At 35.4% G+C, this 13,622-nt stretch carries 16 protein-coding genes and 1 pseudogene; 12 read left to right on the forward strand and 5 right to left on the reverse strand.

What is annotated here, in order from left to right; genetic code table 11:
- Together AC3WVA_RS29050 and AC3WVA_RS29055 are read right to left on the reverse strand one after the other, a co-directional pair.
- The coding region (locus AC3WVA_RS29050) for a collagen-like repeat preface domain-containing protein (RefSeq protein WP_492322420.1) at positions 1–701 on the reverse strand (701 nt) is incomplete at its 3' end.
- 113 nt (positions 702–814) lie between these two features.
- Positions 815–1,780 carry a tyrosine-type recombinase/integrase gene (locus AC3WVA_RS29055; RefSeq protein WP_098347196.1) on the reverse strand — a complete coding sequence of 322 codons (966 nt, stop codon included), beginning with the start codon at positions 1,778–1,780 and terminating at the stop codon, positions 815–817.
- Between the two features lie 113 nt (positions 1,781–1,893).
- Between AC3WVA_RS29055 and spoVK the strand changes: the two genes are divergently transcribed.
- Positions 1,894–2,850 (forward strand): stage V sporulation protein K, encoded by a 957-nt coding sequence (gene spoVK / locus AC3WVA_RS29060; RefSeq protein ID WP_071757745.1) that lies wholly within the window; start codon positions 1,894–1,896, stop codon positions 2,848–2,850.
- 36 nt (positions 2,851–2,886) lie between these two features.
- Here spoVK and AC3WVA_RS29065 read toward each other — a convergent pair whose 3' ends face one another.
- Complete coding sequence (locus AC3WVA_RS29065) at positions 2,887–3,021, reverse strand: hypothetical protein (protein ID WP_255285081.1); 135 nt, start codon at positions 3,019–3,021, stop codon at positions 2,887–2,889.
- A 99-nt stretch (positions 3,022–3,120) separates the two neighbouring features.
- Positions 3,121–3,744 carry a trimeric intracellular cation channel family protein gene (locus AC3WVA_RS29070; RefSeq protein WP_071757744.1) on the reverse strand — a complete coding sequence of 208 codons (624 nt, stop codon included), beginning with the start codon at positions 3,742–3,744 and terminating at the stop codon, positions 3,121–3,123.
- A 92-nt stretch (positions 3,745–3,836) separates the two neighbouring features.
- On the opposite strand from AC3WVA_RS29070, the gene hflX reads away from it, so the two are divergent.
- The 4 genes from hflX (at position 3,837) to glnA (ending at position 8,322) form a co-directional block, all read left to right on the forward strand.
- Complete coding sequence (gene hflX / locus AC3WVA_RS29075; protein WP_128805375.1) at positions 3,837–5,111, forward strand: GTPase HflX; 1,275 nt, start codon at positions 3,837–3,839, stop codon at positions 5,109–5,111.
- Positions 5,104–6,375, forward strand: a complete 1,272-nt coding sequence (locus AC3WVA_RS29080) for a methionine gamma-lyase family protein (RefSeq protein ID WP_000460296.1) — start codon at positions 5,104–5,106, stop codon at positions 6,373–6,375. The genes hflX and AC3WVA_RS29080 overlap by 8 nt, the downstream gene beginning before the upstream one ends.
- A 174-nt stretch (positions 6,376–6,549) precedes the next feature.
- Positions 6,550–6,939, forward strand: a complete 390-nt coding sequence (glnR, locus tag AC3WVA_RS29085) for a transcriptional repressor GlnR (RefSeq protein WP_000656783.1) — start codon at positions 6,550–6,552, stop codon at positions 6,937–6,939.
- Between the two features lie 48 nt (positions 6,940–6,987).
- Complete coding sequence (gene glnA / locus AC3WVA_RS29090; protein ID WP_000135338.1) at positions 6,988–8,322, forward strand: type I glutamate--ammonia ligase; 1,335 nt, start codon at positions 6,988–6,990, stop codon at positions 8,320–8,322.
- Between the two features lie 203 nt (positions 8,323–8,525).
- On the opposite strand, the gene AC3WVA_RS29095 is transcribed toward glnA, so the two are convergent.
- A complete protein-coding gene (locus AC3WVA_RS29095) occupies positions 8,526–9,185 on the reverse strand; it encodes a LexA family protein (RefSeq protein ID WP_048527506.1) in 660 nt (219 codons plus the stop codon).
- Positions 9,186–9,389: 204 nt separating this feature from the next.
- Between AC3WVA_RS29095 and AC3WVA_RS29100 the strand changes: the two genes are divergently transcribed.
- From AC3WVA_RS29100 to AC3WVA_RS29130, 7 genes and pseudogenes are all read left to right on the forward strand, one after another.
- The gene (locus tag AC3WVA_RS29100) at positions 9,390–9,638 is read left to right on the forward strand and encodes a hypothetical protein (RefSeq protein ID WP_048527507.1); all 249 of its coding nucleotides are present in this window, start codon (positions 9,390–9,392) and stop codon (positions 9,636–9,638) included.
- Between the two features lie 202 nt (positions 9,639–9,840).
- Entirely contained in the window at positions 9,841–10,308 is a 468-nt protein-coding gene (locus AC3WVA_RS29105) for a Rha family transcriptional regulator (protein WP_492322421.1), read from the forward strand.
- Positions 10,309–10,344: 36 nt separating this feature from the next.
- Positions 10,345–10,509 (forward strand): annotated as a pseudogene (locus AC3WVA_RS29110) (ORF6C domain-containing protein); the annotation flags it as partial.
- Positions 10,510–10,595: 86 nt separating this feature from the next.
- Positions 10,596–10,790: a hypothetical protein gene (locus AC3WVA_RS29115; protein WP_048527508.1), complete on the forward strand. Its 195-nt coding sequence runs from the start codon at positions 10,596–10,598 to the stop codon at positions 10,788–10,790.
- Positions 10,791–10,942: 152 nt separating this feature from the next.
- Positions 10,943–11,812 (forward strand): DnaD domain protein, encoded by an 870-nt coding sequence (locus tag AC3WVA_RS29120; protein ID WP_492322422.1) that lies wholly within the window; start codon positions 10,943–10,945, stop codon positions 11,810–11,812.
- Positions 11,813–12,231: 419 nt separating this feature from the next.
- A complete protein-coding gene (locus AC3WVA_RS29125) occupies positions 12,232–12,618 on the forward strand; it encodes a phage protein (RefSeq protein ID WP_048527510.1) in 387 nt (128 codons plus the stop codon).
- A 237-nt stretch (positions 12,619–12,855) separates the two neighbouring features.
- Positions 12,856–13,622: lysozyme family protein (locus AC3WVA_RS29130; protein ID WP_492322423.1), on the forward strand; the 767-nt coding region annotated here is incomplete at its 3' end.

Below are 13,622 nucleotides of genomic sequence, written 5' to 3' on the forward strand. Positions count from 1 at the left end.
GCACCCTGAGGTCCGGTAGCGCCAGTAGCGCCTGTGTTACCTTGAGCGCCTTGAGGTCCGGTAGCGCCAGTAGCGCCAGCCGGTCCTTGAGCCCCCGTATTACCTTGAGGCCCTTGAGGTCCGGTAGCCCCCGTTGCGCCAGCAGGTCCTTGGGCGCCTGTATTACCTTGAGGCCCTTGAGGTCCGGTAGCGCCAGTAGCGCCGGCTGGCCCAGTAGGTCCAGTAGGTCCTTGAATAAATGAAGCGGAATTAACTAGAGCGGTTTGTAATGCTGCTATTAATTTAAGAAGCTCTTGAAGTGTGCAAGGGTCGATTCGGAATAATTTTGTAATGTATAGTAAATAATTAATTAAATTTTGAAGCTCGATAAATACCGCGCTTGCTACGAAAGTTGGATTTTTTAATATAGTTATTAAGTTTTTAATAATAGCTAACCCTTGTGCTTTCAGGGAGGAAGTAGCGTCTAGTGAACAAATAAATTTACTTAGTAGGTTCAATGTATCAATTAGATCTTCAATATTTTGAGGAGATGGATTTGCGAAAAGTTTTGGGATGATTTTTGTTAAATCAATAATGATTGCGCGGAATGTTCTAAGTTGAGCCTTAGTAACTGGGATTGATGGAGTATTTGGGATTCGTCCAGCGCTACTTGGAAAGCATGGTTTGGAGAATTTGTTCTGATTGTCGTTATAATGAGACATTAAATCTCTCCTTTCTCATGAGGATATGAACGAAACTCATCATAGTAGATGCAAAAATTAGTTAAATGGTCATAGTAAAATCGTTTGTTTAAAGAAAAAATAGAAAAAACGCCTTAGGATAAGGCGTTTTTTCTATTTTCTGCGTATTGATAATATCGTTTGAGTGAAACCTTGGATTTGAAACCAGCTAGTTTTATAATTTCTGACTCGGGGGTTTCTTTTTTTATTAAGTTTAAAATATAGGTGTTACGAAAATGTTGTCCCGAGATTCCTTTTCGTAAATTAGCTCTAGATACTTCAAGGCGAATCATTTTTTGGATAGCGATTTCTGTTAATCCCTTTGGTGCATCATTTTCGTATACCCATCTGTATGTTCCACGATTAAAATCAAATGCAATAAATAATGGATCATTACTATGGTATTTTGGACGAACGGGCTCTGGGATGCTTTTGTAATAAGTATACAGTTGTTTTTTGTCTTCGTTAGTTAATGTAATTGTTCTTTCTACCCCTGCGGTTGCTGGGATAGATAATGTATTCGTTTCAAAGTGGACGTGATTCATAGTTAATGCTGTAAGTTCCTGTAAGGATAATCCATAGTCAATTAATAAATTTAAAATAGCGATATTACGATCCATCAATAAAGGGCGTACAGGACGTTGCTTTTCTGAAAGTCCTTCTAATGAAGTGACTATATGTTTTAATCTTTTTTCTTCATCAGATGTAATGAAATCTTCATTGCGGAGTGTGCGGTCTGGTTGAATAGAAATTTCCATGTTCTTTAATGGGTTAGGGATGTTTAGAAAGTGATGCATTCTATTTAATACAATAAATACACGGTGCATCGTTTTCTCTGAGTAATGTCGATTCTTTTTTAAGTCGGAAAAGTAATCTTCGTAGTCTTTTGTACAAAGTGTAGCCCATATATTACTGGAAGGGAGCTTTTTGTTTTTTTCTAACCAATGTCCGAAATCTTCAATGTCATAAACATAACGTTTAATGGTTGAAGGTTTTCGGCCTTTATTCAATAAAAAAATAGAAAAGGCTTGTATTGTATCATGGAATTCCGTTGTCTCCATAGTCCCACCACCTTCATTATTTCTTATATTATAGCAAACTTTTCTGAAAATAGTCATTTGCAAGGGAGACAAGAATAATAATATTTGGTGAGTGGATAAAATGAGGTGATTGTATGGAACAATCGATGCGAAAGAAAAATAATAATCAAATTAATATTGTGTTAAATCATCGAAAAAAAATTTCTTTACCGGCCACAGAAAATAAAACAGAAATTTTAAGTGAAACTACTACGAAACATGAGATGTTGCAAAGAATTGAAGAAGAGATGGGAAAGCTCGTTGGGATGGATGATATAAAGAAGATAATAAAAGAAATATATGCTTGGATTTATGTGAATAAAAAAAGACAAGAAATAGGATTGAAGTCTGAGAAACAAGTACTCCATATGTTATTTAAAGGGAACCCAGGTACAGGGAAGACAACTGTTGCTAGAATGATAGGGAAATTGTTATTTGAGATGAATATTCTATCAAAAGGGCACTTAGTTGAAGCTGAACGTGCGGATCTTGTAGGAGAGTACATTGGTCATACAGCTCAAAAGACAAGAGATTTAATAAAAAAAGCAATGGGAGGAATTTTGTTTATTGATGAGGCGTATTCATTAGCCCGAGGGGGAGAAAAAGATTTTGGAAAAGAAGCAATTGATACGCTCGTAAAACATATGGAAGATAAACAACACGGGTTTGTATTGATTTTAGCCGGTTATTCAAGAGAGATGAATCATTTTCTTTCATTGAATCCAGGACTGCAATCCCGTTTTCCATTTATAATTGAGTTTGCGGATTACTCAGTAAATCAACTGTTAGAAATAGGGAAGAGGATGTATGAAGAACGTGAATATCAGTTATCGAAAGAGGCTGAATGGAAGTTTAGAGATCATCTACATGCTGTAAAGTATTCGTCGCAAATTACATCGTTTAGTAATGGACGATATGTCCGGAATATTGTTGAAAAATCGATTCGTACACAAGCCATGCGGTTGTTGCAAGAGGATGCGTACGATAAATATGATTTGCTTGGGATATCAAGTAGTGATTTGATGTTTGAAGAGGAGACGCACAGTACGTAAACTGTGCGTCTGTTTTTTTCTGTATAAGTGCTTTTATTATTTTTTTGCTTTTTCTTGATAAGATTTATGGAAGCGTTCCATTTTAGCGCTTTTTTCGTGTGCAGAATTAGAATCGTGTCCAATTTGGCCTACTGAGCTTTTTTGAGCCCCTTTATTAACATGATTTGTCATTTGTATTCACCTCGCTTTGAGGATTAGTATAAACATTATGTAAAGAAAAACTCGTTAGAAAAGAAAAACCTCTTTACGATCTGTAAAGAGGTTGGATTGCTATTTGTTCATTGAACGTTCGTTTGTGTCGATGCGTCTATGCGGTAAATGCCATTTGTAATGAATAGAAACCATGCGGAAGCAAACAATTAAAATGAATAAGGTGTATAGAGCCCAATCGCTAACAATAATTTGAGCGCCGATTAAGAAACCTGCCAGAATCGTCCAAAAAGCATATACGTCAGCTCGAAGAACGAGAGGTTTTCTACGGGCTAAAAGGTCGCGGATAATACCGCCGCCAATGCCAGTTAACACGGCTGCTACGATTGTAGCGCTAATCGGTAAATTTAATTTTTGAGCGTATAATGCCCCTTGTACGGCAAATGCTGATAAGCCAATAGCATCAGTGATGTTTTCCCACTTTTTCCAGTGTCTAATTAATTTATTTGGAAAAAGAAAAATAATCGTCATTGATAAAAGTGCGATTTGGAATAACATGTCTTGTTGCCAAAACGCGACAATCGGATAACCGATTAATAAATTACGAAGGGCACCTCCCCCAAATGCAGTGGCCATTCCTAAAATATACACCCCGAAAATATCATAATCCTCTTCCATTGCAACAATGGCTCCACTTAATGCGAAAGCAATTGTGCCTATGATGCTAAAAATCTCCCATGCCATGAATTTTCTCCCCCGCTAACTAGATGAAATGTGCTTCCTCTGCTATTATATTAGAAGGTTTAAATTTCGAAAAGGATGAGTGAACATATTTGATGGAAGAAAAAGAAAAAGTCATATTAGTGGGCTGTCAATTGCCGCAAGAAGATGATGAAAAATTTATGCATTCCATGAAAGAGCTTGCATCGCTAGCCAAAACTGCACGTGCAGAATTGTTAGTGTCTACAACGCAAAAACGACCGAAGTTTCATCCGGCGACTTATATAGGTAAAGGCAAATTAGAAGAGCTTGCAATGCTAACTGAAGAATTAGAACCGGATGTTATCGTATTTAATAACGAATTAACGCCGAGTCAAATTCGGAATTTATCTTCAGTATTAGATGCGAGGGTAATTGATCGAACGCAACTCATATTAGATATTTTTGCGCAACGTGCGAAGTCGAGAGAAGGTAAGCTTCAAGTAGAATTAGCTCAATTGCAATATACAATGCCGCGTCTTATGGGACAAGGGTTGTCTTTGTCACGTCTTGGTGGTGGTATTGGAACGAGAGGACCGGGTGAGACGAAGCTTGAGACGGATCGTCGTCATATTCGATCGCGCATTGATGAAATAAAGAAACAACTTGCGGTTGTTGTGGAACATCGAAAAAGGTATCGTGAAAGAAGAAAAGATAATAAAGTATTTCAAGTTTCATTAATAGGATATACAAATGCAGGAAAATCTACGCTGTTTAATAGATTAACGGAAGCTGATACATTTGAAGAAAACTTGTTGTTTGCAACGCTAGACCCGACAACAAGGAAGATGCCGTTACCTTCTGGTTATACAGTATTACTAACTGATACGGTTGGTTTTATACAAGATTTACCTACGTCATTAATCGCTGCTTTTCGTTCGACATTAGAAGAAGCTGGTGAAGCGGATGTTATTTTACATGTTGTTGATTCTGCAGATCCTAATTATGTAGGGCATGAGAAAACAGTAAAACAATTATTGTCAGAACTCGAAATTAATCATATTCCTATTATTACGTTATATAATAAAAAAGATGAATTACATCAAAATTTCATTCCGTTTCCGAAAAATGACTTCTTAATGACTAGTGCTTTTGAAGAAAATGATCTATTACATATAAAAGATGCGATAGAAACGAAAATGAAGGAAGAAATGAATCGTTATCAAGTAGAAATTCCTCCGAGTGAAGGTAAGTTGTTAACTCTATTAAAGACGGAGACCCTATTAACAAAGATGGAGTTTTTGGAAGATAAATTTGTATATGATTGTGCAGGGTATATTTTTGCTCACTCATCGCTTAATGTACAATTAAAGAGATTTTTAGTGGAAGAAGGAGAAAATAAAAATGTTTGATCGTTTGAAAAATGGAGAAAAAATTGCTCCGATCGTAAAAGAAGTAGAGAGCCAAATTACAGAAGTACATAAACGTGCGGATGAAGTAATTGAAAGTAATCAGTTTCGTGTATTAGAAAGTTTTCGTAAACATAAAATTAGCGATTCACATTTTATTCCGACGACAGGTTACGGTTATGATGATATTGGCCGTGATACGTTAGAAAAAGTGTATGCAGATGTATTTGGAGCGGAAGCGGGTCTTGTTCGTCCGCAAATTATTTCAGGTACGCACGCTATTTCTACGGCATTATTCGGTATTTTGCGTCCAGGAGATGAGTTGTTATACATCACTGGCAAGCCGTATGATACGTTAGAAGAAATCGTCGGTGTACGAGGAAAAGGTGTAGGTTCATTTAAAGAATATAATATTGGTTATAATGCAGTTCCGCTTACTGAAGAGGGGCTTGTTGATTTTGGAGCTGTTGCGGCTGCTATTCATAGTAATACAAAGATGATTGGTATTCAGCGCTCGAAAGGTTATGCTACTCGTCCTTCATTTACTATTTCTCAAATTAAAGAGATGATAGCGTTTGTTAAAGAAATTAAACCTGATGTTGTTGTATTTGTAGATAACTGCTATGGCGAGTTTATTGAGGAACAAGAGCCATGTCATGTTGGTGCAGATTTAATGGCGGGTTCGCTTATTAAAAACCCAGGTGGTGGAATTGTTAAAACTGGTGGTTATATTGTTGGTAAAGAACAGTATGTTGAAGCGTGTGCATATCGTTTAACATCTCCAGGGATTGGTGCGGAAGCAGGAGCATCTTTATACAGCCTGCAAGAAATGTATCAAGGTTTCTTCTTAGCGCCGCATGTAGCGGGACAAGCGCTAAAAGGGGCGATTTTTACAGCTGCATTTTTAGAAAAGTTAGGAATGAATACTTCACCAGCATGGAATGCGCCAAGAACAGATTTAATTCAATCTGTTCAATTTGATGATAAAGATCGTATGATTGCATTCTGCCAAGCGATTCAATATGCATCTCCGATTAATTCTCACTTCACTCCATATGCCAACTATATGCCGGGATATGAAGATGATGTAATTATGGCTGCGGGAACGTTTATTCAAGGTGCAAGTATTGAATTGTCAGCCGATGGTCCGATTCGCCCGCCGTATGTTGCTTACGTGCAAGGCGGATTAACTTATTCACATGTGAAAATTGCGATTTGTTCTGCAATTGACGCATTAATTGAAAAAGAATTATTAACAATTTCTTAACGGGAAGCTGTCGATTTCGACAGCTTTTTCGCATGAAAGTAATAATTTATTTCATTAGAAAAAAGAATGAAAAAATTTATAAAAAAATCATGTGAGAAAAGCTAACATCTATTGACACTAAACATAACATGGTATAAAATGAGAAGCAGTTAAGGCGAAGGAGGAACTGAAACAATGAAAGAAGATAGACGTTCTGCCCCGCTGTTTCCTATTGGTATTGTTATGGATTTAACACAATTGTCTGCACGTCAAATTCGCTACTATGAAGAGCATAATCTTGTTTCTCCAACCCGTACAAAGGGGAATCGCAGGTTATTTTCGTTTAACGATGTAGATAAGTTGTTAGAGATTAAAGATTTATTAGATCAAGGCTTGAATATGGCTGGTATTAAACAAGTGTTACTAATGAAAGAAAATCAAACAGAAGCAGTGAAAGTAAAAGAAGAAACGAAAGAAATTTCAAAAACTGAGCTTCGCAAAATACTTCGAGACGAACTACAACATACAGGTAGATTTAATCGAACTTCATTGCGACAAGGTGACATTTCAAGGTTTTTTCACTAAAGATAACTGATTCTGAAGGTGTTTAGAGGGACTAAGGAGGAATTTATAATGGCTAGATACACAAGAGAAGATATTTTCCGTTTGGCGAAAGAAGAGAATGTAAAGTATATCCGCTTACAATTTACGGACCTTTTAGGGGTAATTAAAAACGTAGAAATTCCAGTGAGCCAATTAACAAAAGCTCTTGATAACAAAATGATGTTTGATGGATCTTCTATTGAAGGTTTCGTACGTATTGAAGAATCTGATATGTACTTATATCCGGATTTAGATACTTGGGTAATTTTCCCTTGGACAGCTGAAAAAGGGAAAGTAGCTCGATTAATCTGTGATATTTACAATGCAGACGGCACTCCATTTGATGGTGATCCACGTAACAACTTAAAGCGTGTGTTAAAAGAAATGGAAGCATTAGGATTCTCAGATTTCAATCTTGGACCAGAGCCAGAATTCTTCCTATTTAAAGTAGATGAAAAAGGAAATCCAACATTAGAATTAAACGATAACGGTGGATACTTCGACCTTGCGCCGATGGATCTAGGGGAAAACTGTCGTCGTGATATCGTTCTTGAACTTGAAGAGATGGGATTTGAAATTGAAGCATCTCACCATGAGGTTGCTCCAGGACAACACGAAATTGACTTTAAATATGCAAATGCAATTCGTTCATGTGATGACATTCAAACATTTAAACTTGTTGTAAAAACAATTGCTCGTAAACACGGTTTACACGCAACATTTATGCCAAAACCATTATACGGTGTGAACGGTTCAGGTATGCACTGTAACTTATCATTATTCAAAAATGGCGAGAACGTATTCTTCGATCAAAACGGTGACTTGCAATTAAGTGATGATGCTCGTCACTTCATCGCAGGTATCTTAAAACACGCGCCAGCATTTACAGCGGTAGCGAATCCAACTGTAAACTCTTATAAGCGTTTAGTACCTGGATACGAAGCTCCTTGTTACGTAGCATGGTCTGCACAAAACCGTAGCCCATTAGTACGTATTCCTGCATCTCGTGGTATTAGTACACGCGTAGAAGTACGTAGTGTTGACCCAGCTGCAAACCCATATTTAGTAATGGCTACATTATTAGCAGCAGGTCTTGACGGAATTAAAAACAAATTAACTCCACCAGCTGCAGTAGATCGTAACATCTATGTAATGACAAAAGAAGAGCGCGAAGAAGCGGGTATCGTTGATTTACCAGCAACATTAGCGCAAGCTTTAGTAACATTACAATCGAATGAAGTAGTATGCGGTGCACTAGGTGAGCACTTACTTGAGCACTTCATCGAAGCGAAAGAGATTGAGTGGGATATTTTTAGAACGCAAGTTCACCAATGGGAACGCGATCAATATATGTCTCTATACTAAGAGAGAGAAAAAACCCCGATACTATGGTATCGGGGTTTTTTCTTTTTTATAAAGTTAACTTCAAGTGACGCAAAATGAAAAGAAACCACAAAACGGCCACTAAAACTCTTCGGTATAAGAGTATCTTGATAATAGATATGGTATTTCCAATAAATATTTATTGGAATCGTTTCTTTTTTTTATAAATTTCTAACGCTAAAAATTTAATAATTTTTTACTGCTTGTACAACACGACCAATGATTTTTACATCTTCAGCTGAAAGGTCGTAAGTCTGTGGTTCATGGATAGGATCATTACTCAATGGTATTAAAGTAATTATGCTTCCAGATTTTGAGATTTTTTTCACAGTAGCATCATAACCATTCACTTTTACAACAGCAATTTGTCCATTCTCAACATAAGGAGTTTCTTCTACCAGAACATAAGAACCATCAGGGAATTCGAGATTCATGCTAGTGCCTTTTACAGTAAGATAAAAATACTTTTTACGCTTATTTAAAAATGTACTTAGCATTGGTAAATAACCCTCGATATTTTCTTCAGCGAATATAGGCGTACCGGCTGCGACAGAACCAATGATTGGGATATGGATAATGTTTGATTGGTCGTTTTGAATGGTTTCATAAATAGAAACTTCTTCTTTAACTGTATGATCCTCTTTAGTTGTGAGCCCCTCTAAATCATCAGTAGTGATTCCTAATCCCTTACAAACTTTTATTACATTATCAACAGATGCTTTACCGATTCCTCTTGATAACATTGATTGCAGTGTTGTGGGAGGAAGCCCAATTTTTTCTGCGAAAGCTCTTTTACTATATCCAGCTTCTTTTATTAAGTGTGTTACAATCTTTGCTTTTTCCATTAACCTCACCATCCTTCTTATTAAAATGTATACGATATTGAGTATGTTTGTTACTATCATAACTTAGCTGGGTTTATAAGTAAATAGTATTTTGTACGATATTGAGTATATTTTTCCGGTTATCCCATTGACTCTATACGGAAATACGTATATATTAAAAAGGTAATGAACGCAATTTCGTATAAAGGTTAAGGAGGTGAGCTAATGTATCCGAATCTGCGTGCAGAGATGGTGAGAAAAGGGATTGTAATTACCCAAATCTCTTCGCATCTGAATCTTCGCTACGCAACAGTGTGCGACAAAATTAATGGTAAATTTCGTTTTTATTATGATGAGGCTCTTGAAATTAAGGAAACCTTTTTTCCTAATCATAATTTAGAGTATCTTTTTGAATTTGAAGAAGACAAACCGAATTGTAGTGTGAAAAGAAACCATACTTTTTTGGGAATATAAAATATTGGATTTTTAACTTGATAACGAAATTATTGAGCTACGCTTTATTGTAGAGTTGAGGAAATATTTCATATTAAAATATTGAATTCTAATATATAGAATTAATTGATACTCAAGGAAACTGGTCAATAATAACACTTGATGTAAGGGTATGTAAATGTAAGGAAGATAATTGAAAATTAAATATGAGGAGGAGATAAGGATGGATCAATTAACTGAAGTATTAGTGCATAGTGAACTAGTATTTGAAGTTAATGGGGAGGTAGTAACGGATAGTTTGGTAATTGCGAAAACGTTCGGGAAAGGTCATTACTATGTTTTGGAGGATATTCGTAAAAATATTGGATATGCAGGTGAAGAATTTGTACAAGGAAATTTTTACGAGTCCACTTATATCAATTCACAGGGTGAGCGAATGTCTAAATACAATTTAACTGAAGAAGCTTTCGTATTACTTGTTATGGGGTATAACTCTAGAGAAGCTGTGCAAACGAAAATAAAATTTATTGAAGAGTTCAAACGGATGCAAAGTCAGAACAAAATACATAAGGATGCAATGGGAGTCCTAAAGTTAACGTTGGCGGCTTTAGAAGGACATACGCAAGAAATAGAAGAGATTAAGTCTGAAGTTGAAGGGGATACGAGAAAATGCTCCCCTATACGCCATTGAATGTGACGAAATAACAAAGGTTGTAAAAAGGTTAGGTGTTTTGTTATTGGGGGGGATTCGAATTCTTATCAGGATAACAGTCTTAGAAAAAAGCTGTATAGTGATATTTATAGTCAATTACATAGAGAGTTTGGTGTGAATAGTTATAAAGCTATTAAACGTAATCATTTGGATAGAGCTATACAAATAATTAATGAATAATATACGATTTCAACAGTTTTAAATGAAGAAATTATAGTTAAAAACTCACAAATAAATATGGCAGAATTTCAATAGGAGGAAGAAACATGCAACGGAAAATTTTAGTGATTACTAGCAATTTAGTAGGTCTACCAACTGTCAGTGAATTTAAAACAAAAGATGCTGCAAGAGAACAGATTAAAAAGCTTATCCAAAAAGGAATAAGTCCAAATATTATTCGTATAGCACAAGAGATTTCTATGAATATCGAAATTCAAGTTGATGTTGAATTTGAGGAATAAGAAAGATTTAGGAGAAAAGAAATATGGGTAGCATGATGGATTTAAATGAGTTCATAAGAAAAGAATCCGTTGCAGCGGATTCTATAAGAAAAAATATCTCTAAATAAGTATAACATTGAGTATCGATTTTGAGAATTTATGAGGTGGCTAGTATGGGGATTATTCGAGTGAAAAAAGATAGTAATTATTCCGTCATAAATAATACTGGTTTAAAAGATAAAAGGTTGTCATGGAAGGCAAAAGGAATTTTGGCTTATACACTTACATTACCAGATGATTGGACTTTTCATATTAGTGAATTAGCTCAACATGCTAAGGATGGAGAAGATTCACTACGTACAGGTTTTAAAGAACTAAAAGAATTAGGCTATGTAAAGCGTTATCCCATTCGTGATGAAAATACAAAAAAAATTAAAAGGTGGGATACGGAAATTTATGAAACGCCACAAAGGAGAATTCCACGAATGGAAAAGCAAGATGTAGGAAAGCCATATGAGGAAAATCCGACACTACTAAATATTAATAAACTAAGTACTAAAATACAAAATACTAATCATGATAATAAGGATAAATTAGAATCTCATATATTATTCGGTGGAGAGTTTAAAAAAAATTATAATTTTTTTAACGAGAGCGGCATTCCGTTAAGTGAAATTGCATTGACGGAGTTAGGCGATTTTTGTGAATTGTTTAGTAGTGAGTTAATTCAGTATGCAACTAATAAAGCTATTGATGAGAATGCACCAAGATGGAACTACGTTAAAGCTATATTGGGTAATTGGAAGGAGCAAAAAGTTAAAACATTTGCTGATGTGATCGCGCTAGATAGACGTTTCAAAATGAGTAAGAATAAGAAATTTAATGAATCGGGTAGAAATTATTCGACTAGAAAAGAGATTGTCCCAGATTGGTTATATAAAGATGACGAACAAACGAATCAAGAAGTGGAAAGACAACAAGCGCAGTCTACTGATGAAGAGCGTGAGAGATTACAAGAGGTATTAAATAAATATAAGCCTTAAGAAAAGCTAAAATGGTCGATGACTTTGGTGTTTTAAAATGTTTTATCTAAATGTAAAGATTAAATGATTATATTCAGATTAAATGATTATATTCTTTAAGGATGTTCGATGTATATTGAACATTCACATGAAGATATTCTTGAATGTTTGGAGCAAGTATCAACAATTTGTGATTTCTGTTTGCTTCTTAATGTCCTATAAGGACTGTTAGAAGGGAGTTTTTCATTATCTAGTCAGGAGTTAATTACAGTATTGGAATTCTAAAGATAAAATGAGTTTATAAATAGTAGGAAATGGTTGTGTTTATTAAATGAAAGATGTTCTACAAATAACAATGATTAAAAAAGCTAATAAGGATATAAGTTTTATTAAATTAGTAGTATTTAAATTTACAAAAAAGGAAGTAGGTGAATCATCAGATGTTTGAATGGCTCAAAGATTATAAGAAGTTAGAAGAAGAAATTGCTTATTTAGAATATAACTTAGACAAATCAAAAGCGGAATTAAAGCGTTGGACTAGTGGGGACTTGCAAAATGTACGATTAACCGCTGAGTCGGAAGGGGCTAAGGTAGAAGACCGGATTGAAGCAATTGAATATGAATTAGCTCATAAGATGAATGAAGAATATGATTTAAAGCTTTTGATGAATAAGTTTGCAGGACTAGATCATCAAATACTTAAAATGAAATATGTTGATGGAATGACGTTAGAACAAATAGCATTTGAATTGCATTATAGTACAGGCTATATTCGACGCAAACATGCTGAAATAAGAAAGATTGTCAAGTTTTTAGATGGATTTTAATGTTACCTTTTTGTAGGGTACATGCGGTGTACAGAAAGTATTGAAAAAGTGATTTATAGTAGTAATATAAGATTTCGACGAAAGAGCAATTATTTTTATAGTTGCTCTTTTTGTTGTGAAAGAGGTGAGCCACATGAAGTGATTTTATAGATGAATGGGTATTTGGCTGATAACCATATGTAGTAAAGTAGTAGTTTTTTTGACAAAAATAATAGGAAAATAAGGAGATGTTTAGTAATGAGTATATTAGCTGCTTCAGCTACAACAAAGAATCTGCCACAACAAGTGTTACGTTGGCAATCAATGGTAGAAAGTGAATGTGCTGCACAAGGTGTTTCGGAGTTAGTTCCTTACGTACTTGGAATTATTATGGTGGAAAGTGGAGGGAATTCTGAAACAACACCGGATATTATGCAGTCAAGTGAATCACAAGGTTGGGCAATGAATACAATTAAAAAACCTAAAGATTCAATTTATTATGGAGTAAAGCATTTGAAAGGAGCTTTTGATGATGCAAAGAAAAATGGTATTACAGATTTAAGTGCCATTGTTCAATCATATAATTTTGGACGAGCTTACCTTCGCTGGTTAGCTTCTAACAATAAACAACATTCATTACCGGTCGCAGATCAATATTCTAAAACAGTGGTTGCACCATCGCTTGGAAATACGACTGGTGCTATGGTGAAATATAGTAACCCTATTGCTGTTGCTTACAATGGTGGTTATCGATATAAAAACGGAGGGAATTTCTTCTACTCTGAAATTGTTAAACAATATGTAGATTTTAATGCAGGTGGAGTTCCGCAACCAGAGGGGATTGGAATGGCAAGATCAATATACTGGGAAGGATATGGAATTAACTATTACGATGGACCACACGGTAACTATCTTGGGGACTTTACGACAGCAGCAGAAGTATTATATTGGGATGCGTACTGGGGAGAAGATAATGATGTTTGGTTAGATTTAGGTAGAAGCCGATGGGTAAAAGCAGAGCATTA

The sequence above is a fragment of the Bacillus sp. EB106-04-02-XG92 genome (assembly GCF_058791995.1).

Excerpts from the sequence above, each read along its gene's own strand:
- AC3WVA_RS29095 (WP_048527506.1), bottom strand. The coding sequence starts at position 9,185 with ATGGAAAAAGCAAAGATTGTAACACACTTAATAAAAGAAGCTGGATAT.
- AC3WVA_RS29125 (WP_048527510.1), top strand. The coding sequence starts at position 12,232 with ATGTTTGAATGGCTCAAAGATTATAAGAAGTTAGAAGAAGAAATTGCT.
- AC3WVA_RS29120 (WP_492322422.1), top strand. The coding sequence starts at position 10,943 with ATGGGGATTATTCGAGTGAAAAAAGATAGTAATTATTCCGTCATAAAT.
- glnR (WP_000656783.1), top strand. The coding sequence starts at position 6,550 with ATGAAAGAAGATAGACGTTCTGCCCCGCTGTTTCCTATTGGTATTGTT.
- glnA (WP_000135338.1), top strand. The coding sequence starts at position 6,988 with ATGGCTAGATACACAAGAGAAGATATTTTCCGTTTGGCGAAAGAAGAG.
- AC3WVA_RS29065 (WP_255285081.1), bottom strand. The coding sequence starts at position 3,021 with ATGACAAATCATGTTAATAAAGGGGCTCAAAAAAGCTCAGTAGGCCAA.
- AC3WVA_RS29100 (WP_048527507.1), top strand. The coding sequence starts at position 9,390 with ATGTATCCGAATCTGCGTGCAGAGATGGTGAGAAAAGGGATTGTAATT.
- AC3WVA_RS29080 (WP_000460296.1), top strand. The coding sequence starts at position 5,104 with ATGTTTGATCGTTTGAAAAATGGAGAAAAAATTGCTCCGATCGTAAAA.
- hflX (WP_128805375.1), top strand. The coding sequence starts at position 3,837 with ATGGAAGAAAAAGAAAAAGTCATATTAGTGGGCTGTCAATTGCCGCAA.
- AC3WVA_RS29105 (WP_492322421.1), top strand. The coding sequence starts at position 9,841 with ATGGATCAATTAACTGAAGTATTAGTGCATAGTGAACTAGTATTTGAA.
- AC3WVA_RS29070 (WP_071757744.1), bottom strand. The coding sequence starts at position 3,744 with ATGGCATGGGAGATTTTTAGCATCATAGGCACAATTGCTTTCGCATTA.
- AC3WVA_RS29055 (WP_098347196.1), bottom strand. The coding sequence starts at position 1,780 with ATGGAGACAACGGAATTCCATGATACAATACAAGCCTTTTCTATTTTT.
- AC3WVA_RS29115 (WP_048527508.1), top strand. The coding sequence starts at position 10,596 with ATGCAACGGAAAATTTTAGTGATTACTAGCAATTTAGTAGGTCTACCA.
- spoVK (WP_071757745.1), top strand. The coding sequence starts at position 1,894 with ATGGAACAATCGATGCGAAAGAAAAATAATAATCAAATTAATATTGTG.